Origin of the sequence: Microcystis aeruginosa NIES-2549, from assembly GCF_000981785.2 — a bacterium.
In the GTDB taxonomy this organism is placed as follows: domain Bacteria; phylum Cyanobacteriota; class Cyanobacteriia; order Cyanobacteriales; family Microcystaceae; genus Microcystis; species Microcystis aeruginosa_C.
Genome location: NZ_CP011304.1, coordinates 418,902 through 437,761 on the forward strand (window position 1 = coordinate 418,902; position 18,860 = coordinate 437,761).

General features: G+C 42.3%; 17 protein-coding genes. 10 read left to right on the forward strand and 7 right to left on the reverse strand.

The window, feature by feature from the left end; genetic code table 11:
- Nucleotides 1-7: 7 nt before the first annotated feature.
- From myaer_RS02055 to myaer_RS02090, 8 genes are all read left to right on the forward strand, one after another.
- Nucleotides 8-223 carry a hypothetical protein gene (locus myaer_RS02055; protein WP_046660763.1) on the forward strand — a complete coding sequence of 72 codons (216 nt, stop codon included), beginning with the start codon at nucleotides 8-10 and terminating at the stop codon, nucleotides 221-223.
- A gap of 39 nt (nucleotides 224-262) precedes the next feature.
- Nucleotides 263-1,492 (forward strand): restriction endonuclease subunit S, encoded by a 1,230-nt coding sequence (locus myaer_RS02060; protein ID WP_052734152.1) that lies wholly within the window; start codon nucleotides 263-265, stop codon nucleotides 1,490-1,492.
- A 16-nt stretch (nucleotides 1,493-1,508) separates the two neighbouring features.
- Nucleotides 1,509-1,637, forward strand: a complete 129-nt coding sequence (locus myaer_RS22240) for a hypothetical protein (RefSeq protein ID WP_268807302.1) — start codon at nucleotides 1,509-1,511, stop codon at nucleotides 1,635-1,637.
- A 126-nt stretch (nucleotides 1,638-1,763) separates the two neighbouring features.
- A complete protein-coding gene (locus myaer_RS02070) occupies nucleotides 1,764-2,090 on the forward strand; it encodes a nucleotidyltransferase family protein (protein ID WP_046660764.1) in 327 nt (108 codons plus the stop codon).
- A complete protein-coding gene (locus myaer_RS02075; RefSeq protein ID WP_046660765.1) occupies nucleotides 2,074-2,427 on the forward strand; it encodes a DUF86 domain-containing protein in 354 nt (117 codons plus the stop codon). The genes myaer_RS02070 and myaer_RS02075 overlap by 17 nt, the downstream gene beginning before the upstream one ends.
- Nucleotides 2,414-2,596: a hypothetical protein gene (locus myaer_RS02080; protein ID WP_046660766.1), complete on the forward strand. Its 183-nt coding sequence runs from the start codon at nucleotides 2,414-2,416 to the stop codon at nucleotides 2,594-2,596. The genes myaer_RS02075 and myaer_RS02080 overlap by 14 nt, the downstream gene beginning before the upstream one ends.
- Nucleotides 2,597-2,840: 244 nt before the next feature.
- Entirely contained in the window at nucleotides 2,841-5,954 is a 3,114-nt protein-coding gene (locus myaer_RS02085) for a type I restriction endonuclease subunit R (protein ID WP_046660767.1), read from the forward strand.
- Nucleotides 5,955-5,986: 32 nt separating this feature from the next.
- Nucleotides 5,987-6,670, forward strand: a complete 684-nt coding sequence (locus tag myaer_RS02090; RefSeq protein ID WP_046660768.1) for a M48 family metallopeptidase — start codon at nucleotides 5,987-5,989, stop codon at nucleotides 6,668-6,670.
- Between the two features lie 127 nt (nucleotides 6,671-6,797).
- On the opposite strand, the gene myaer_RS02095 is transcribed toward myaer_RS02090, so the two are convergent.
- From myaer_RS02095 to myaer_RS02120, 6 genes are all read right to left on the reverse strand, one after another.
- On the reverse strand, nucleotides 6,798-8,141 hold the full coding sequence (locus myaer_RS02095; protein WP_046660769.1) for a 2-succinylbenzoate--CoA ligase: 1,344 nt from the start codon (nucleotides 8,139-8,141) through the stop codon (nucleotides 6,798-6,800).
- On the reverse strand, nucleotides 8,117-9,082 hold the full coding sequence (locus tag myaer_RS02100) for an o-succinylbenzoate synthase (protein WP_046660770.1): 966 nt from the start codon (nucleotides 9,080-9,082) through the stop codon (nucleotides 8,117-8,119). The genes myaer_RS02095 and myaer_RS02100 overlap by 25 nt, the downstream gene beginning before the upstream one ends.
- 188 nt (nucleotides 9,083-9,270) lie before the next feature.
- On the reverse strand, nucleotides 9,271-13,491 hold the full coding sequence (locus tag myaer_RS02105; protein ID WP_046660771.1) for a beta strand repeat-containing protein: 4,221 nt from the start codon (nucleotides 13,489-13,491) through the stop codon (nucleotides 9,271-9,273).
- A 154-nt stretch (nucleotides 13,492-13,645) separates the two neighbouring features.
- On the reverse strand, nucleotides 13,646-14,143 hold the full coding sequence (locus myaer_RS02110; protein ID WP_046660772.1) for a DUF3368 domain-containing protein: 498 nt from the start codon (nucleotides 14,141-14,143) through the stop codon (nucleotides 13,646-13,648).
- On the reverse strand, nucleotides 14,140-14,385 hold the full coding sequence (locus myaer_RS02115; protein WP_002739258.1) for a UPF0175 family protein: 246 nt from the start codon (nucleotides 14,383-14,385) through the stop codon (nucleotides 14,140-14,142). The genes myaer_RS02110 and myaer_RS02115 overlap by 4 nt, the downstream gene beginning before the upstream one ends.
- Before the next feature lie 168 nt (nucleotides 14,386-14,553).
- Nucleotides 14,554-15,522, reverse strand: a complete 969-nt coding sequence (locus tag myaer_RS02120; protein ID WP_046660773.1) for a DUF4351 domain-containing protein — start codon at nucleotides 15,520-15,522, stop codon at nucleotides 14,554-14,556.
- Nucleotides 15,523-15,549: 27 nt separating this feature from the next.
- On the opposite strand from myaer_RS02120, the gene myaer_RS02125 reads away from it, so the two are divergent.
- Entirely contained in the window at nucleotides 15,550-15,744 is a 195-nt protein-coding gene (locus myaer_RS02125; protein WP_046660774.1) for a hypothetical protein, read from the forward strand.
- A gap of 237 nt (nucleotides 15,745-15,981) precedes the next feature.
- Here the strand turns inward: myaer_RS02125 and myaer_RS02130 are convergent, their stop codons facing one another.
- A complete protein-coding gene (locus myaer_RS02130; RefSeq protein WP_046660775.1) occupies nucleotides 15,982-17,409 on the reverse strand; it encodes a glycosyltransferase in 1,428 nt (475 codons plus the stop codon).
- Nucleotides 17,410-17,620: 211 nt separating this feature from the next.
- Here myaer_RS02130 and myaer_RS02135 point away from each other — a divergent pair, with 211 nt between their 5' ends.
- Complete coding sequence (locus tag myaer_RS02135) at nucleotides 17,621-18,856, forward strand: bifunctional sterol desaturase/short chain dehydrogenase (RefSeq protein WP_046660776.1); 1,236 nt, start codon at nucleotides 17,621-17,623, stop codon at nucleotides 18,854-18,856.
- Nucleotides 18,857-18,860 lie beyond the last annotated feature (4 nt).

Sequence of the window (18,860 nt, forward strand, 5' to 3'; positions counted from 1 at the left end):
GCAGGTTATGCAGTCTATTAAAAAGCAATTTGTCACAGATGAAAATCTGAAGCCAGTGGCGGTAATTATTAATTACCAAGATTGGCAAAAAATTGAGGCATTATTGCAGGAAAGTGAACAGGAAGATAGTACAGAGTCTTTTAAAGCACTAGCAGCTTATGCGGGTAGCATTCAACTAACTATCGATCCTTTAGAATATCAAAGTGAGATAAGGAACTCTTGAGTTTTTAAATGTTTTTTTGATTAAGTTGAGGTATTTGGGATGAGTGTGGAAGGTTGGGAGAAAAAAGCCATACAATATTTAGCTAGTGATGTGCATCACTCATTTATTGATGGTGATTGGATTGAAGCACCATATATAATAAACGAAGGAATTCGCCTTATTCAAACAGGCAATATTGGAGTTGGAAAATTCATTGACAGAAATAAGAAATATATTTCTGAATCTTCCTTTGTTGAACTTAGATGTAAGGAGGTTTACAGTGGAGACATATTAATATGTCGATTAGCCGATCCAATTGGTAGATCTTGCATAGTTCCTCCCTTAGAAGAGAAGGCAATTACTTCTGTTGATATTTGTATTCTTCGCATAGACAAACAAAGATATGATAAGTGGTTTATTTCTCACTCTTTGAATCAGCAGTCATTCTTGGATATTTGTCAAAAGGTTGCTGGAGGAAGCACGAGACAGAGAATTAGTAGAAGTAATCTCGGTAAAATTGAGATCGATATTCCACAAAGTAAAGCAGAACAAACCCAAATCGCCACCATCCTCTCAACAATAGACCGCGCGATTGAGCAAACCGAAGCCCTAATTGCCAAGCAGCAGCGCATCAAAACGGGACTAATGCAGGACTTGCTCACCAAAGGAATTGATGAAAACGGCAATATTCGCAGTGAAGAAACCCATGAATTTAAGGATTCACCGCTTGGGAGGATTCCGGTTGAGTGGGAGGTGAAAGAAATAGGAAAAGTTGCATCTTTACAGCGTGGATATGATATTAGAGAAATCGATTTTCTTCCTGGTAACTTTCCAGTTATCGCATCTTCTGGAATTATAGGCTTTCATAAATTTAGAACTTCAATTGGTCCTAATGTTGTTGTAGGCAGGAAAGGCTCTATTGGAAATGTCTATTATATAGGTCTTGACTTTTGGGCGCATGATACCAGTCTTTTTGTAACAAATTTTTTTGGAAACCATGAGAGATATATTTATTATTTATTTGTTTATCTAGAATTAGAGAGATTTGGCACAAAATCAGGCTCACCATCACTTAATAGAAACGATATCCATCCATTGTTAGTAAGTATTCCTAATCCAAATGAGCAAATAGAAATTGCTAGAATTATTTATAATTGCGATGAGTTGCTAACTACACTTTCAAAGGAGCTAGAGAAAAACAAACTCCAAAAAACCGGACTCATGCAAGACCTACTAACTGGCAAAGTTCGAGTTACGGACCTCCTCAACCAAAAAACAGCAGCAAATTGATTCATCGGTCAAACCTATGCAACCAGAGCAAACACCCACAAATCACAAAAACTTAAACATATACCCAGACTTTGCGAAGACAATGGCGATCGCTCGGCGCGGCATCAAAAAATATTGTAACGCCCTGATTGACCTCGCCAAATGAGAGAACCATACTGGCTCAACGAAAAGGAAATCATCGCAATTCATGGCGAAATCCTGATAAACCAAACCGCACTGATCAGGCATACACAACAGCAAGCGATGAAAAAAGGGAAAATAAGAGTTTGCCATGAAAACACCAATAACAAACATCAAACCATCCCCTGAGCAAATTGAGAACTTTTGCCAACGTTGGCACATTACAGAACTGTCCCTATTTGGTTCAGTATTACGCGATGATTTCCGTGTTGATAGCGACATTGATATATTAGTCACCTTTGACCCCCAATTTCAGCGCGGACTAACCGAAACATTGCAAATAAAAGAAGAACTGCAAAACCTATTTGACCGCAAAATTGACTTAATTGTGAAAGCTGCTATAGAACGTAGTGCCAACTGGTTGCGTCGTCAGAATATCCTAGAATCTGCTCAGGTTATCTATGCTAAGAGATATTGAATCCCTCATCGATATCGAACAAGCAGCCAAGCGTATCCTTCGCTTTTCGAGCGGTGTTGAGCAAATTGAGCTAATCACCAATGATGAGAAAATTTCAGCAATTCTCTATCAGATTACAATTATAGGAGAAGCAACAAAACGACTTTCAATGGGATTTCGCCAACAACATCCAGAAATACCGTGGCGAAATCTGGCAGGGATGCGTGATATAATTGTCCATGAATATGATCAAATTGATCTTGATATTGTTTGGGACGTAATTCAGCACGAAATTCCTCAACTATTGAAGCAAATTAAACCTATATTGATGGACTCCAAAACTAATGAAAGCAATTAATTTTAAAACCATCCTAAAAAACGGCATAGTCACCATTCCCGCCGAATATTCTTCTGAATGGGAAGGTAAACAGATCTGCGTTATCTTGTTGGATAATGCAGAGAAGATATTACCCGTCGAAACCACTGATATCAATCCCCTCAAAGGAAGCGTGACATTTGATGAGTAGAAAACGGGTTTCTCCGAGAAACCCGTTTTCTGTGCGTTACTCAACGGATTTAGTATTAGTACACAAAGCAGCGTTGGTTTCCAAAGATGAAAAACCTCATAAATATAGTTATAGCGTTTCCTAAGCTAGTGAGGTACACCTATTTTTCTTCCCTTTTGCCTTTTGCCTCTTGCCTTTTGCCTAAAACCCATAACTTTTGTACCTCAGCAGACTGAAAAACGCTATAAATAAAGGTTATCTGGTCATGAACAAAACACCTCAACCTATCAAACTCGATGAGCGCAACGGGGTCGAAAAGCCCTTACTTGACCAACTATACGGTTTAAATTGGGAAATATTGGATTTAGAGACAAAACAAAAACCACAGGATACTTTTAGAGAAAGCTTTACCGAGGTGGTGATGCTGCCAGTGCTACGAGAACAGCTTACAATCATCAACCCCTGGCTAGAAACCGACCAAATAGAAGAGGCCATCAAACAACTCACCGCCAACTTCCCCAGCACCAACTTACTGGAAAATAACCGCCACGTCTTTAAACTGCTTCAGGAGAATACCAGCGTCTCAGAGAACCGTAAAACAGGCGAAAAAAGCCCCACCGTCAGGTTTATCGACTTTGACCACCCAACTAACAACCGCTTTATCGCCGTTTGCCAGTTTAAGGTGCGGATTCTAGGCACAGAAAACCACATCATCCCCGATATTGTCCTCTTTCTCAATGGGCTGCCAGTGGTGGTCATTGAATGTAAATCTCCCAAAGTCAAAGAACCCATTGCCGAGGCGATCGAGCAACTCCTCCGCTACAGCGAACAGCGCGGCGCTAAGGGCGAGGGAAATGTCCCCCTCTTCTTCTATAACCAGTTTGTCGTAGCTACCTGCCGCAATCAGGCAAAATTTGGCACCATTACCACCCACACCGAAAAATACTTCTTCCGTTGGGCTGACCCCTATCCCCGCACCCTAGAAGAACTAGAACACGGTATTAGCTCCCCCAATGACCAGCAGCGACTGGTGGCGGGAATGTTTGCCCCCGATAACCTCCTAGAGATTATTCGCAACTTCACCCTTTTCTCCATCAACAACAAGGGAGAAACCATCAAAATCGTCGGGCGTTATCAGCAGTTTCGTGCCGTCAAGAAAGCCGTGGAGCGTCTCCTAGAGGGCAAAACCCCCCGGGAGCGCAGCGGCATTATCTGGCATACCCAGGGGTCAGGTAAGTCCCTTACCATGATGTTTATGGTGCGGGCCATGTACCGCCATAACAACCTTTCCCAGTGGAAAGTGGTATTTATCACCGATCGCACCCAACTAGAGCAGCAACTCGCCGAGACCGGCCAAAGTGTTGGCTTTACCGTTAAGCCCGCCAATAGCATCGCCAAACTGAAGGAACTACTTCGCAGCGACTCCTCGGATCTGGTCATGGCCATGATCCACAAATTCCAAGAGCGGGAACTGCGGGAGACCTTCCCGGAGCTAAACCGGAGCAGCAACATCCTGGTGATGACCGATGAGGCCCACCGCTCTCAGTACAGCCTGCTGGGGACAAACCTCGACAAAGCTCTCCCCTACGCTTCCCGTATTGGCTACACCGGCACCCCCATCGACAAAACTGAGAAAGTTTTCGGGGACTACATCGACAAGTACACCATGGGCCAGTCCATCGAGGACGGCGTGACCCTAGAAATTGTTTACACCGGGCGCACTCATAACGCCGAGGTGTCTGATCAGACAGCTATGGATGCGGCTTTTGCCGATGTCTTCAGTGAGTACAACCTGCAAGAGCGGCTGCAGATTTTGGGCCATGGTTCGCGGGATGCCTACCTAGAAGCTCATCCCACCATCGCCGCTAAAGCCAAGGATATGGTGCAGCACTATCTCCAGTGGATTTTTCCCAACGGCTACAAGGCCCAGGTGGTGGCGACTTCCCGGGAGGCGGCGGTGCGGTACAAAGAGCATTTAGATGCTGCCCTGGCCGAGGAGATTGCCAAATTGGAGCAGGGGAATCCCCACCAGCTTAACCTCGATCGCCTGAAGCGACTTAAGACCGATGTGGTCATCTCCGGCAGTCATAACGACCTACCCCACCTCAAGCAATACAGCAACTCCACCCGCCACGATACTACTATTAAAAGCTTTAAACTGCCCTTTGACGCAAGGGATGAGGGGATTACTGGAGATGTGGGCATTGTCATCGTCAATAATATGCTACTGACTGGCTTTGATGCCCCAGTAGAGCAGGTGATGTATCTCGATAGGGTCATCCAGGCCCACAACCTGTTACAGGCGATCGCCCGTGTCAACCGAGTCGGCGGTGCGAACAAGGATAAAGGCTTTGTCGTGGACTATGTAGGCATCGGCCACCACCTGAAGCGAGCTATTGATAACTACGACGAGCGAGAGCAGCAAGAAGTCGAGGAAACCTTAAGTTTTCCCGAGGACGAGATCCGTCAACTTGAGGATGATCACCGCAAAATCCTCGCACTCTTGAAGCAACATGGACTCACCGACCTGAACGATCAAGATGCCTTTTTCGACCTCTTCTATGATGAGGATGTGCGATTCGAGTTCATGCTGGCCTTCAAGAAGCTGACCCGCAGCCTTAACTTGGTCTATCCCGCCAAGGAGGCCTTGAACTATATGAGAGACTACCAATCTCTCACCGCAGTGAATATACTAGCGGGGAAGCACTTCCGCGATGAGCGCCTGAGTATGAAGGGAATCCCACCCAAGCTGCGGGCCCTGACCGACCAGTATCTGCAATCAAGGGGAATCGACGAGAAAGTTAAACCGATCTCGATCTTGGATAAGGACTTTGAGAGTCATGTCCAGAAACACCAGCGAGTCAAAACAAAGGCCGCCGCAATCGAACACGCTCTCCGCCACTATATCGAGATCGATCTGGTGGACGATCCCGAACTGCAAGCCTCCTTTTCTGAAGCACTGAGAGCCATCTTCGAGGAGTTTAAAGACAATTGGGACAAGATTTACCAAGAACTGGAAAAACTGCGCCAGAAGGCGAGAGAAGCAAAAAATGAGCCTACCTACGGACTGGACAGGAAAAAGCAGCTGCCCTTCTTTCGGATGTTCAAACGGGAGTGTTTTGGAGAAGCGGCATTAACTGACGATATGGTTTCTCAGATGGTCGCTCTCACTCAACAGGTATTTACCGTTGTTGAGCAGGAGTTACAATTAACTAGCTTTTGGGAGAGCATTCCCGCTCGCAAGAAACTTAAGGCAGAGATTCAAAAAGTGTTACTCTCTCCCGACTTTTTCCAAATTCCTAATCTTATGGACAATCGAGAACAGATTATCTCGCGGGTGATGGAAATAGCAGAGAAAAATAACGACCGAATTTTTTAGGCTGAATCGAGTAAAATTGAGCGACTTTTAATATGAAACTTGACTATAAAATCATTTATTCTTCCAGTCGTAAGACCCTGACCATTACCGTGGAACGTGATCGCTCGATCGTGGTCAGAGCGCCTACTGGTACTCATCCCGATAAGATCCAGCAAATAGTAGAGTCACGCAAGCAGTGGCTCTATGAAAAAATTCACCACGAGCAAAAGTATCGAGTCCCACTTCATCCTCCGGGTAAGGAACTGGTTAATGGCGAGTCGCTTCTTTATTTAGGGCGCTACTATCGTTTAGAATTGGTTGATGATCAGACAGAGATAAAGTTTATTAACAATCGCTTTCGAGTACCAAAGGCACTAACAGAGAATGGTGGCGAGATTTTTCAAGATTGGTACATTCAGAAGGCAAAAGAGAAGATACTTCCTCGTGTCAACCTTTATGCTAAAAAGCTTGGTGTCAGGTTTAATCAGGCTAAAATTACCGATAGCAAATATCGCTGGGGTTCTTGTACACCCCAAGACAATGTTAACTTTAACTGGCGATTGATCAAAGCCCCGATGTTCGTAATTGATTATGTGGTAGTTCATGAGTTAGCGCATCTGATTGAATCGAACCACACTCCACGATTTTGGCAGATTATCAGGTCGCAAATTGCTACTATGGAACAGGCAAAGCAATGGCTTAAAGAACACGGTCAGATGTTGGAACAGTCACTATAATTTTGGAAAATAAACCTAATTTAAATCTGCTCGGATTAGCACCCATAGCCATTTTACCCGATTATATCGTCTCGGATTCTCCCCAAAAGGAAAACCTCATAACTCACCATTAAGATAACTGCTATAATTATCGTCCGGGGTTTGACTCGGTGTCAAAACAAGTTTCAGCTAATTTAATTAAATTGGTTCGATTAATCTTCCCCTGGGGACTTTTTGGTATCTCTGGTAATTTTATCCAATGTTTCGGCAGTTTATAATTGACTAATTTATCCTTAATCTGGGATTGAATACTTGTCTGGTTTATCTGAGAGTTAACGGGTACATAAAAAGCCACAATTATCTGTCCCCATCGAGAATCTGGCAATCCTAAAACCACCACATCTTTAACTAAATTAGTTTGTCTAATGGCAGTTTCTACCTCAAGAGGATAAACATTTTCTCCTCCGGTAATTATTTTTTGACTATCGCGACCAATAATATATAAATAACCACTTTCATCCAAGTAACCTAAGTCATCGGTCTCGAAGTAGCTTGCTTGATTAAGATGGGGATAATAACCTAAAAATAAAGATTTCGCTTCAATAATAATTTTCTGGTTATCGGGATTAATTTTTATCTGAGCATGGGGTAATAGCTGTCCACTACTATTATTGCCTCGTCGAAAATCTTCTGGTTTAAGGGTGACAATTTGTGAGGCAGTTTCCGTCATTCCATAGGTGGGAGATAGGGAAATATTATATTCTCTAGCTTTTTCTAATAAAGATGGCCATGCAGGGGAACCTCCTAGGAAAACTGTTTTAAAATTGGCTAACCATCGAGGATCATTTTCTAGAAAAAATTGTAATTGACTGGGGACTAAGGAGATAAAATAATCTTGAAGATTGAGATTATTTATGCGCTTTTGTTTGATTTTATGGTAAGGAATAACAGCAAAATCTCCCTCTGTTAAAAAACTTCTCAGAAACTGCATTAAACCACTAACATGATATAAAGGCAGTAGGCAAAAACAGTTAACCTGCTTGACTTGAAAATATTCAGAAAAACCTTTGACAGAAGCAGTTAAAGTTAACCAGTTATGGATAGCAAAGCGAATTTTTCCCGAGGTTCCTCCCGTGGGTATCATCAGAGAATTAGTCAAAGGATTGACAGGAGGAGAATTATAGTTAAAAACCTTGATATTTTCGCCAAAAATATAATCGGGTTGCATCAGAGAGAAAACCTGTTGCCATTCGTTAGTTTTCCAGTCAGGATTAGCTAAAAATAGGCAACTTTTGGTACTGACGGCAGCCAAGAATATCGCTAAGAATTTAAGGGGATTGCCTTCAGCAAGCAGTATAGTTAATCGAGGATTATCTGCGGCGATAAATTGCCGAGAATAGGACTGATATAATTGATAAAATTTCTGGCTATTGTATCCATATAACCAATCTTTTTGACTGAGATATGCTAATTGTTCGCTGATGTCGTCCACAGTTTTTCTAACCAATCGGGGTCACTATTATTAAACCATTGTTGCACACCAAAACCTAAAGCTCGCTCCTTTTTGGGGTATTCTTGTGCTAGACGTAAAGCGGATTTTCTGCCGATATTAGTTTCTAAAACCGAGGAAAATACTAAATCTAAGGGATATTTTTTCCAGAGATTTCTTAACCCTTGTATTGAACCAGTAATAGCAGGTTTAATCACAAAAATTCCTCGCCATCCCCGTTGATAACATTCCTCTATTTGTCGAAGATTGGCCACCGATTCATCTAAAGCAATCCCTGTGGTAAAATCTTGACTTAATTGCAACATTTCTAACCATTGAGACGGAGGTAAAGGTTGTTCGATAAATTCAATTATTTGACATTCATCGGCAATTTTTAACCAGATTTTACTCTCAGCAATACTTAATCCCCCATTGGCATCTAAACGCAATTTAATTCCCCTGGGTAATCGGTCAATTAATTTTTCAAATAAGTTTAACTCCTCTGCGAGAGAATTAACTGCAATTTTCCATTTATAAGTATTAGTTTGATTGACGGCTAAAATATCATCCAGACAGGGAAATACTGCCGCACCGGTGGGTAATAAATAACTATAATTTCTCGGTTCTAATTCTCTTGATTTATTCTCGATACTTAAATCTTCTAAAGCTGATTCAAAGGCAAATTGACAAGCGGGAAATTGTTCGGGAATAGAAAAAATTGAAGTTATTGATAGGGGATTTTCGAGACTTTGACAGAATAATATTGCTGCCGATAATGTTTCCGAACCAAATTCAGGTAAAGGAGCAATTTCTCCCCATCCTATACGTCCATCTTCAGCTTCTAAGCGAATAATAATTCCTTCCCTAATTTGCCAGAGTCCGTGATGGGTTTGTAGGGGATGCAGCAAAGGACGCTGATAAACACGAAATTGCCAGAAATACATGATTAACTATAAGTAGTAGTGAAAAGCTTAACATGAGCAGGCGTTGGGTTTCATGCTTCAAACCAACCTACGTTCTTTATAGAGTTTGTCAGCGAAACGTTTTTTTCTTAAAGTCCAGAAAACGGGTTTCTAAATAGTTTCTTGAAGAAACCCGTTTTCTAGGTGACTTAGAAGGAGAGCTTAGACACTTAGATAAAGAAATTACCCACTGGAATGCTCCCTAAAGCTGGTAAAGTGCCAGTAAATCCGGTGATATTTATTAATAAATCATTGCTGGATTGGAAGCCAGCCGCGCTATCATTAATAACGAGGTAAGTTCCAGCTATCGCACCGGTTGTTACCTGCACTAAGGCGGCACTACTAACCGCTAATCCTTGATTACCTGTAGTGGCTCCATTGGCATCAGTAAATACCTGATTGACTAAATTGTCTAAAGTGGTAGTAGTGCTATCAGCAGCGCGACTGAAACTACTAGGCGCATTCATGGCGGTTCCACCTTGAGTTAATAAGTCGATTTTATCACTATTGATGGCAAAATCTGTGATACGATCGCTTGTTGATATGGTAGATTGGCCAAATTGGAAGATGAAAGTATCTGCACCTAAACCACCGGTTAAGGTATCGATTCCCGCACGTCCATTGATTTGATTATTGCCACTATTTCCGGTGATATTATTGTTACCAGCGTTACCTGTACCGTTAATATTATTACTGCCAATTAGTCTGAGGTTTTCGACATTGTTGGGTAAGGTGCGAGTAAGACTGCTTTGCCAAGTATCAGTAATGATAACTTCTCCTATTCCTCCTTCGGGGTTAATGGTAGCATTAACGGGATTTGACAGGGTTACTGTAAAAGCTTCATCAGGTTCATTGAGGTTATCATTGAGGATGGGAATGCTAATAGTAGCGGTGGCAGTATTAGGTGCAATGGTGATAGTTCCGGTTTTGCTAGTGTAATCTACATTGGCGGTAGCATCAATGGGTGCAGTGGTATAGTTGAAGGTAATTGGTTGTGAATTGGGGTTATCAACTGTGACGGTGAGGATGGCATTATTATCTTTACCTTCCACTACGGTGATGTCATTAATGGAGAGTTGCGAGGTGACACTGGTATCATCATTATTAATTGTTCCCGTCACTGCGGTGGTCGTACCTATTGTATAACCTGTCCCAGAAGTAAGAGTTAAAGCAACAGTTTCATCATCTTCAACAGTTGTGTCAGCAGTGGGGTCAACTGTGACGGTAGCAGTGGATGAATTAGCTGCAAAGGTGACAGTATTGTTAGTCCCTGTACGAGTGTAGTCGGTATTAAGAGTCCCTGTCCCTCCGATGGTGTAATTGACGGTTAAAGGATTGATTGTTACTCCGCTACGAGTGAAGGTATAAACCAGATTTGTTGTCCCATCTTCGGTGACGCTTGCGGGGGAAACTGCAAGAGTAATACTAGGAAGGGTGACATCATCATTGGTAATTGTCCCCGTAACTGCGGTGGTCGTACCTATCGTATAACCTGTCCCTGAAGCGAGGGTTAAAATAACAGTTTCGTTACTTTCTACTATTGTGTCAGCAGTGGGATCAACGGTTACAGTCGCGGTCGCTGAATTAGCAGCGAAGGTGACTGTATTGGTAGTCCCTGTACGAGTGTAATCGGTATTTAAAGTAGCTGTCCCTCCGAGGGTGTAATTAACCGTTAAAGGATTAGTGGTTACTCCAGTACGAGTGAAGGTATAGACTAAGTTGGTTGTCCCATCTTCTGTCACACTTGCGGGAGAAACCGCAAGAGTAATACTGGGAAGGGTGACATCATCATTGGTAATTGTTCCCGTCACTGGGGTGGTCGTACCTACTGTATAACCTGTCCCAGAAGCGAGGGTTAAAATAACAGTTTCGTTACTTTCTACTATTGTGTCAGCAGTGGGATCAACGGTTACAGTCGCGGTCGCTGAATTAGCAGCGAAGGTGACTGTATTGGTAGTCCCTGTACGAGTGTAGTCGGTATTGAGAGTCGCTGTTCCCCCGATGGTGTAATTGACGGTTAAAGGATTGATTGTTACTCCGCTACGAGTGAAGGTATAGAGTAAGTTGGTTGTCCCATCTTCGGTAACACTTGCGGGAGAAACTGCAAGAGTAATACTAGGAAGGGTGACATCATCATTGGTAATTGTCCCCGTAACTGCGGTGGTAGTCCCTACTGTATAACCTGTCCCAGAAGCAAGAGTTAAAGCAACAGTTTCATCACTTTCTACTGTTGTGTCAGCAGTGGGGTCAACGATTACGGTAGCTGTTGATAAACCAGCAGCAAAGGTGACTGTATTGGTAGTCCCTGTACGAGTGTAATCGGTATTAAGAGTAGCTGTCCCTCCCAGGGTGTAATTGACTGTTAAAGGATTAGTGGTTACTCCGCTACGAGTAAAGGTATAAATGAGATTAGCTGTCCCGTCTTCGGTGACGCTTGCGGGAGCAACTGCAAGAGTAATACTAGGAAGGGTGACATCATCATTGGTAATTGTTCCCATCACTGGAGTAGTCGTACCTATCGTATAACCTGTCCCTGAAGCGAGGGTTAAAATGACGGTTTCATCGGGTTCAACTGTTGTGTCAGCAGTGGGGTCAACTGTTACCGTCGCAGTGGATGAACCAGCAGCAAAGGTGACAGTATTGGTAGTCCCGGTACGAGTGTAATCGGTATTAAGAGTAGCTGTCCCTCCGAGGGTGTAATTAACCGTTAAAGCATTTGTTGTTACTCCGCTACGAGTGAAGGTATAAACCAGATTTGTTGTCCCATCTTCGGTAACACTTGCGGGAGAAACTGCTAGGGTGACACTGGTATCATCATTATTAATTGTTCCCGTAACTGGAGTAGTCGTACCTACTGTATAACCTGTCCCCGCAGCAAGGGTTAAAATAACAGTTTCGTTACTTTCTACTATTGTGTCAGCAGTGGGGTCAACTGTTACGGTAGCAGTGGATGAACCAGCAGCAAAGGTGACTGTATTGTTAGTCCCGGTACGAGTGTAATCGGTATTAAGAGTAGCTGTCCCTCCGAGGGTGTAATTGACTGTTAAAGGATTGGTTGTGGAACCGGTACGAGTAAAGGTATAGACTAAGTTAGTTGTCCCATCTTCTGTCACACTACTGGGAGCAACAGCAAGAGTGACACTTACAGGCAAATTGAAGGTAACAGGTACGCCCGTATCTGCCAAAATAGCGACATCGAGAGGTGATATGTAATACTTTTGACCAGAATAATATACTACGCCATTCATCAAATCAGAGATAAGATCCGACCCGGGACGAGGAGAATTGTTGCCTAAATGAGAGATGTTACCGTAGGTTAGAGGTACTGAAGAACCGTAAATACTCACGGCTTGACTGCCAGTGAAAAAGAAGTTTGTGCCGTCAAAGTAAGTTTTTTCATCGAAGATAGATTGATAATTTCCCGGCATTGTTCCCGTAGTAGGGTTCATCCAGCCGCTGAAAGCGAAGGCATGACCTAATTCATGCATAAATACAGAAACGGCATCGATTTTATTGTTGGGGACGATTCCCTCTCTCGTGAATGGATTACTATCAAACCAAAGTGTATTAATTAAATAATTAGGACTTAAGTTAATTTCTATATCTGGTTCATTCTCATTAGGATCAATTCCAGTTTTTATCTCGGCAGCTGCCCCTTGCTCGAATATGTTAAAAGTGCCATTATTTCTTACGAAAGAGGAAGTAACGCTTCTTCCAGTAGCAGTAGGGATATTATTGTTAAAATTAACAACCACTTCTAGATTAGCGTTTACTCCCCCGATATAGTTGTCCCAGAAAGAACCAGAGGCTTGTATGCTAGATTTTATGGCGGCATAGTAGGTAGAATAAGCATTTAGGGGATCGTTTATGGTGATATTAAAGTGGAGGTTATTGGTAGCCATCTGTTCAATCTGAATTTGCTGTCCATCAATCTCAACAATAGCAGTATCATTTTCTAATTTAAGCACTTGCAACTGCTGGCTAGATAAACTCTCTCCTGACACCAACTCCGCAAAAATTGCCCCCTCATCTCCCGCGCTATCCACCTGATTAATTTGAGCATCCACATAATGCCCAATTTCTTCTAAAATTACGTTAATTATCGCTGCTGAGGAAGCCGTATTTAAAAAAGATGCTGATAGATAAATCTTATTGGTACTACTGGAATATGCACCATTCGCCGTCCCTAAAACCTCATCACTGAGTACCTCAATCGGGGGAAGTTGACTAAAATTTCGGCTTCGCCACTGCTGTTGTAATTCCGTCGCCTTAACCACATCATAACTTGTGCCAAAAGCAGTTTCTAAATTCGCCCAAAAACCGTCAGATTGAGCGAAATTAAACAAAATATCGTAAACAGAAGGAAAGAACGGCAAAAGAGAAGAAGTCATGACATTGACAGCAAAAGTTTATTGCTAACAGTTTTAGCCTAACAATTGCCAATTTTTCAATACCCCTGTAACAGAAATTAATATTGATCGGGAAAACTGTATTTCTAAATCATCAGTTTTTCTGAATATTGTCTCTCAATTCCCCCCTCACAACTTAATCTAATTCATTTGCAGTTTGCAAAACCTCCTCATAAAGTTGATGACTGATGCGAAAATTTGCTTGGCTAATTAGAGACTCCATTATCGGTTTAACCTTAGCAATCAATCCTCTATTTTTAGCGATTAAAAGAACTCCTAGAACCCCCGTAATTGACAGGCCCAAACGCACAGCCTCTCTCCGTCCAAGACGCTCATCAATTAACAATTCATCTGCTTTTAATTCTAAGGCAAGAGCGATTGCTTCTGCTTCGCCAAGATCTAAATTATATTCATTCCTCAAACAAGCCACAAGTTCCAAATTAGTGGCTTGTTTAACCTGTATCCAGTTCAGAGAAATTATCGCTTTAATGCGGATATCTTCCGCAGTTAAATTGGCCAATTCATTGGCAACTGCTTGGGGAATAACAACATTAGTATAAATATCTTTTAAGATTGACAGATAACCAACAAGAGCAAGACTGCTGAGAGGAGAAGTATCGCTAATAATAATCATAGCCAACCTTTCTCTTTTAAATGCTTAATATCTTGCTGAAACTCAGCAACATCATAGTGAATACAAATTCCTCGTTCAGAAAGCATCCGTTGAAACTTGATTTGATTAATACCTAATAACTCACTTGCTTTTCCTAAGCTAATCTTATCTTGTTGGAATAACATAACAACAATTTCCTTCAACAGTTCATCCTCTGATAAACCACTTGCTTTAATCACTTCTTGGGAAATAACTAGAGTCATATTTTCTCCGTATTTTGATAAGAATTATACAAATGCTATCCTATGTTTTGCGGTCTGTCAATTCCCTTTGGCAGACCTCACTTCTAACTGTTAACTGTTAACTGAAATTTCCTCTCCGAAGCAATCTTACCCCTTGTCATGGCGAAGATGCGATCGCTAACGTCAAACCTAAGCAGTTAAAGTATTTAACCAATTGATTAAATCTTCAACCGTAGAGAAATCGAATAAAGCTTCTCCTAATACTTCAACATCATCAATACTTAACTGCATGATTTTAGTTTCCAATGAAGGATTAATCTCCCCTAACTTGCGTTTAAGTTGACGAAGAATCAATGTCTTTTCCCGTTCAATACCTTGTTCGATACCTTGTTCGATACCGCGTTCAATACCTTGTTCGATACCTTGTTCAATACCTTGACGCATCCAACTGGTGGTAATTTGCATAACTCCCTCCTGTACAGGTTGACTAAATGTGCTAATCTCTTCTTGAAATTGTCTCTCTTCCACTGGATTTAGATTGAGATATGTATCAATAAATCCGGAAATTAATTGCATTCTCGCTGGATCTAACCTTAAAGTTATTAACAAGCGCAGACATTCCGCTTTTACCTTGGCTCGCTCTTTCTCGGCAATGTTCATCTTCGCCATCAAAGCTGAAGCAACCGGATTCGGTTGATTGAGAAAATCTCGCCAATTTAATCGATTTAACTGCACTACTTGATAGTTAAATTCTAATACCTTAAAATCGGGAAAATCGACCACATATTGACTAATCGCTTCTCTTTTTGGCTTTGAATAAGAAAAAATTACAATCGGATAAATCGGTAGGACAAATTTCTCATGAAAGCGAGCAAAATAAGTAAACATTCGCCGATTAAACCACTTTCGAGAACTTTCCTGCGCCTCCAGATGAATCAGAAAAAAAGATTCTTTTCCTCGAAACTTAACCTGTGCGACTAAATCACTTTCATACCTTTCTCCTTCCGTGACATCAGTAAATACTTCTTTGTCTAAAAAAGTAATCGAGTCCCTATCTAAATAATCCATCAATTGAGGAAAAAATAACTCAATAAATTCGACAAAAAAGGTGGAGATTAACTCCTTAAATAAGCGGTCATGGTCAATATTATTAGTCATGTAATATCATCTTAACTAATCTGAGCGATGAATGACTACTCTTGTTTATTATATTCTGAAAAGTCGGTTTTGGCAACGGATTGTTATGACCTCACCCCCTTAACCTACGAGGAGAGGGGGATGCTTCCCGCAAAAAACCCCACAGAAAACGGGTTTCTTGAAGAAACCCGTTTTCTCGATAAGAAATTAATTACATTTTCGCTAGATTTAACCTTAAAGTAATTAACAAGCGCAGACATTCCGCTAACCGATCACAAAAAAAACTGGAGCGAGCGCTTTTCGCCACCCCAGTGCTGTCACGGAATTCAATTCTGTATCTAAATTAACACATTATTGGTAGCAAGCATGATTAAGGAAATTGGAAATTTTTCCCAAAGGGGTTTCCAAAGGCTGTAACCTTGACTGACAGGGGATTTCCGGCCTGATAAGGCCAAAGTTTTTGGAGTCTATCCTCGAAAATTAAACTTCGGCCCTGAGATGTTCCCCCAGATGAACGGTTTTCACCCATTTTAAACGTTTAGGACGCAAAGCCATCCGCAGGCTGACACTGGGAATAATAATAAACCAGTGCATCATATAAATCATGCCGCGAATGGTTTGAGCAAGGATGTCCAAACCAAGAGCAAAAGTCAATTTTTTACCCGTATTAACTCGGATTAATCCTGTCACCATACCCCAGAGAGAAAGGGAAAGAGCCAAACCAGTTAAAGGAGTTAAAATCGGAGCTTGATGCTGGGTAATTGTGATTAAAAGATCGGGAATAGCGGCCGCAGGTAAGATATATTGAACGATCAAAAAAGCAATTAAATCAAACTTTTTTGGCCAAGGCATGGGAGACTTTAAAATTGCTTTCCAATAGTCGAGATAACGCTGAAAACCACCTTCGGCCCAACGATTGCGCTGATGCCACAAAGCGATCGCAGTTGTCACCCCTTCTTCCGCTACTGCGGGAAAATTTAAGACATTAATTTTCCAATTATCGATATGGAGACGAATAGTTAAATCAAGATCGTCGGTGATCGTTTGTTCATTCCAACCCCCGCAACGATTTAAGGCACTACGTCGGACAAATTGACCATTTCCGCGCAATTCTCCGATCCCTCCCACTGCGATCCGTTGCTGTTGGAAACAACTATCAAAGATCATTTCTACCGCTTGTCCTTTTGTCCAGAAGTTTTCGGCAGCATTGGCGATCGCTTTTCGCACCTGTACCGCACCCACTTCTCGATCGTCGAACATCGGCACCACATGACGGAGTAAATCGGAGGATAATCCCGCATCCGCATCGAATACGCCGATAATTTCCCCGTTAGTTAGGGATAAAACCTGATTCAAGGCTCCGGATTTGCCACCTCCGGCATTAGCAGGACGATGGAGAATTTGTAATTGGGGATATTCTAGAGCCAGGCGATCGAGAATCGCCCCCGTGTTATCGGTGCTATAGTCATCGACGATCCAAACTTCTAATTTATCTTGGGGATAGTCTAGATGACAGAGATAATCAACCAGTTTCGTGATTACGGTTTCTTCATTTTTGGCCGCTACTAAGAGGGACACCCTGGGGACAGAGGCTAGATCTTGATCCAGTAAAGGAATTGGCGGCGTTTCCGGTTTGGTGAACAGCAGCCGCAAAGCTTGCCCCGATAGTACCATAGTTAGGGCGATAATTGCCCAATAACCCCAACTAAGCCAATGAAGTCCGATAATTATTGTCCAGATCGCCATGAGGCTAAAAGCCGCTTTCTGTCTGCGTCCCGATCGGCCTTGAAAAATTTCGCTCCTAAATTCGTCCTCCTCGTCTTCGGGATCGGACCAGTCAGATAGGAGGGAACCAATCGGGTCTAATTCTTCGTTATCATCCTCTCGCGACCAATAATTTTCTGCCATAATCGACTCAGGTTAAGTAACTGTTCAAGTAGACGCTTATTTCTTGCTTTATTTTACCGAAAATTGTTAAAATTTTTAACAGAATCTTAAGTTTTTTCGGGAAAGAAACCCTAGTTTTTCAGGCTATTGGTTTTTTTTGCCCGATAAATGCGCTTTTTCGGCTAAGATTGCTCTGTTTACATTCGTTGAGAAAATTTAACATTTATCCCCTATGTCAAACCTGCTCCTCTGTGTCGGACTGATTTGTGGCTCAATTATTTGGGTGGAGATCGTGCGTGATTGCTATCATGCTCTGGCCCACCATTGGCAGCCCCTTTATCGTCTGCACGTCTGGCATCATCGGGTTTTTCGTCCCGATCTGTCGGTAATGAGCGAGGAAATTTATCGTCGGGCCCACTGGTACAATGATGTACCGGAGGCCTTGGTTATGTTGGCTGCCAGTGTTTTACCGGTACTACTGGCCTACTCTTGGGGGTTCGATCGCCCTTGGTTGGGTTGGTTAGGTTCCCTTTATACTTTGGCTTTTCTCAGCACGGCGATCGGTCGAGGTTTAGGTATCGCTAATCTGGAGGAATTAACCGATTTAACCCATCGTCCGGGGCAATTTGAGAGTTTTCCCGCTCAATGGCGCGTTAATCGTACCTACCACTGGCGACACCATTTTGATAACCAAAAGGCTTATTATTGTGGCACTTTCACCTTTATGGATAAATTGATGGGGACGGCACTTTCTCTTAAGGGTAAAACGATCGCCATTACTGGGGCGAATGGAACTTTAGGGCGATCGCTGTTAAAGTACCTACAGCTGAAGGGAGCCAAGGTAATCGCGCTCACTTCTGGGGAGAATGCGATCGCTATTGAAATTAACGGCGAATCAGTACCTGTAAAAACTGTAAAATGGCAAATCGGCGAAGAAACCCAACTTGAGGACCTATTTAAGTCTGTAGATATACTGATTTTAAATCATGGCGTTAATGTCCACGGCCAAAGAACCCCAGAAGCGATCGAATTAGCCTACCAAGTGAATACTTTTTCCGTCTGGCGTTTAATGGAATTATTCTTCAAAACTGTCCGCACTAACGAGCAAATTGCCCGCAAGGAAGTCTGGGTGAATACCTCGGAAGCGGAGGTTAATCCTGCCTTTAGTCCCCTCTACGAACTCAGTAAACGGGCGATCGGTGATATGATTACCCTGCGTCGTTTAGATGCCCCCTGTGTGGTGAGAAAGCTAATTCTTGGCCCTTTTAAGAGTAATTTAAATCCTGTGGGTATTATGTCCGCCGATTGGGTGGCTAAACAGATTATCAAGGCGGTACAGAGGGATAGCCGCAATATTATTATTACTATTAATCCCTTGACTTTTATCACCTTCCCAATTAAAGAATTCTCTGTTTCTACCTACTTAAAACTATTTACTCGTTCCCCAAAAAATCGGGAAAATCCCTAACTAT

Bases quoted from the DNA above. Each gene is read 5' to 3' on its own strand.
- myaer_RS02105 (WP_046660771.1), bottom strand. From the start codon at position 13,491: ATGACTTCTTCTCTTTTGCCGTTCTTTCCTTCTGTTTACGATATTTTG.
- myaer_RS02075 (WP_046660765.1), top strand. From the start codon at position 2,074: ATGCTAAGAGATATTGAATCCCTCATCGATATCGAACAAGCAGCCAAG.
- myaer_RS02100 (WP_046660770.1), bottom strand. From the start codon at position 9,082: ATGTATTTCTGGCAATTTCGTGTTTATCAGCGTCCTTTGCTGCATCCC.
- myaer_RS02135 (WP_046660776.1), top strand. From the start codon at position 17,621: ATGTCAAACCTGCTCCTCTGTGTCGGACTGATTTGTGGCTCAATTATT.
- myaer_RS02060 (WP_052734152.1), top strand. From the start codon at position 263: ATGAGTGTGGAAGGTTGGGAGAAAAAAGCCATACAATATTTAGCTAGT.
- myaer_RS02055 (WP_046660763.1), top strand. From the start codon at position 8: ATGCAGTCTATTAAAAAGCAATTTGTCACAGATGAAAATCTGAAGCCA.
- myaer_RS02115 (WP_002739258.1), bottom strand. From the start codon at position 14,385: ATGACTCTAGTTATTTCCCAAGAAGTGATTAAAGCAAGTGGTTTATCA.
- myaer_RS02120 (WP_046660773.1), bottom strand. From the start codon at position 15,522: ATGACTAATAATATTGACCATGACCGCTTATTTAAGGAGTTAATCTCC.
- myaer_RS02085 (WP_046660767.1), top strand. From the start codon at position 2,841: ATGAACAAAACACCTCAACCTATCAAACTCGATGAGCGCAACGGGGTC.
- myaer_RS02090 (WP_046660768.1), top strand. From the start codon at position 5,987: ATGAAACTTGACTATAAAATCATTTATTCTTCCAGTCGTAAGACCCTG.
- myaer_RS02070 (WP_046660764.1), top strand. From the start codon at position 1,764: ATGAAAACACCAATAACAAACATCAAACCATCCCCTGAGCAAATTGAG.
- myaer_RS02130 (WP_046660775.1), bottom strand. From the start codon at position 17,409: ATGGCAGAAAATTATTGGTCGCGAGAGGATGATAACGAAGAATTAGAC.
- myaer_RS02125 (WP_046660774.1), top strand. From the start codon at position 15,550: ATGAATGACTACTCTTGTTTATTATATTCTGAAAAGTCGGTTTTGGCA.
- myaer_RS02080 (WP_046660766.1), top strand. From the start codon at position 2,414: ATGAAAGCAATTAATTTTAAAACCATCCTAAAAAACGGCATAGTCACC.
- myaer_RS22240 (WP_268807302.1), top strand. From the start codon at position 1,509: ATGCAACCAGAGCAAACACCCACAAATCACAAAAACTTAAACATATAC.
- myaer_RS02110 (WP_046660772.1), bottom strand. From the start codon at position 14,143: ATGATTATTATTAGCGATACTTCTCCTCTCAGCAGTCTTGCTCTTGTT.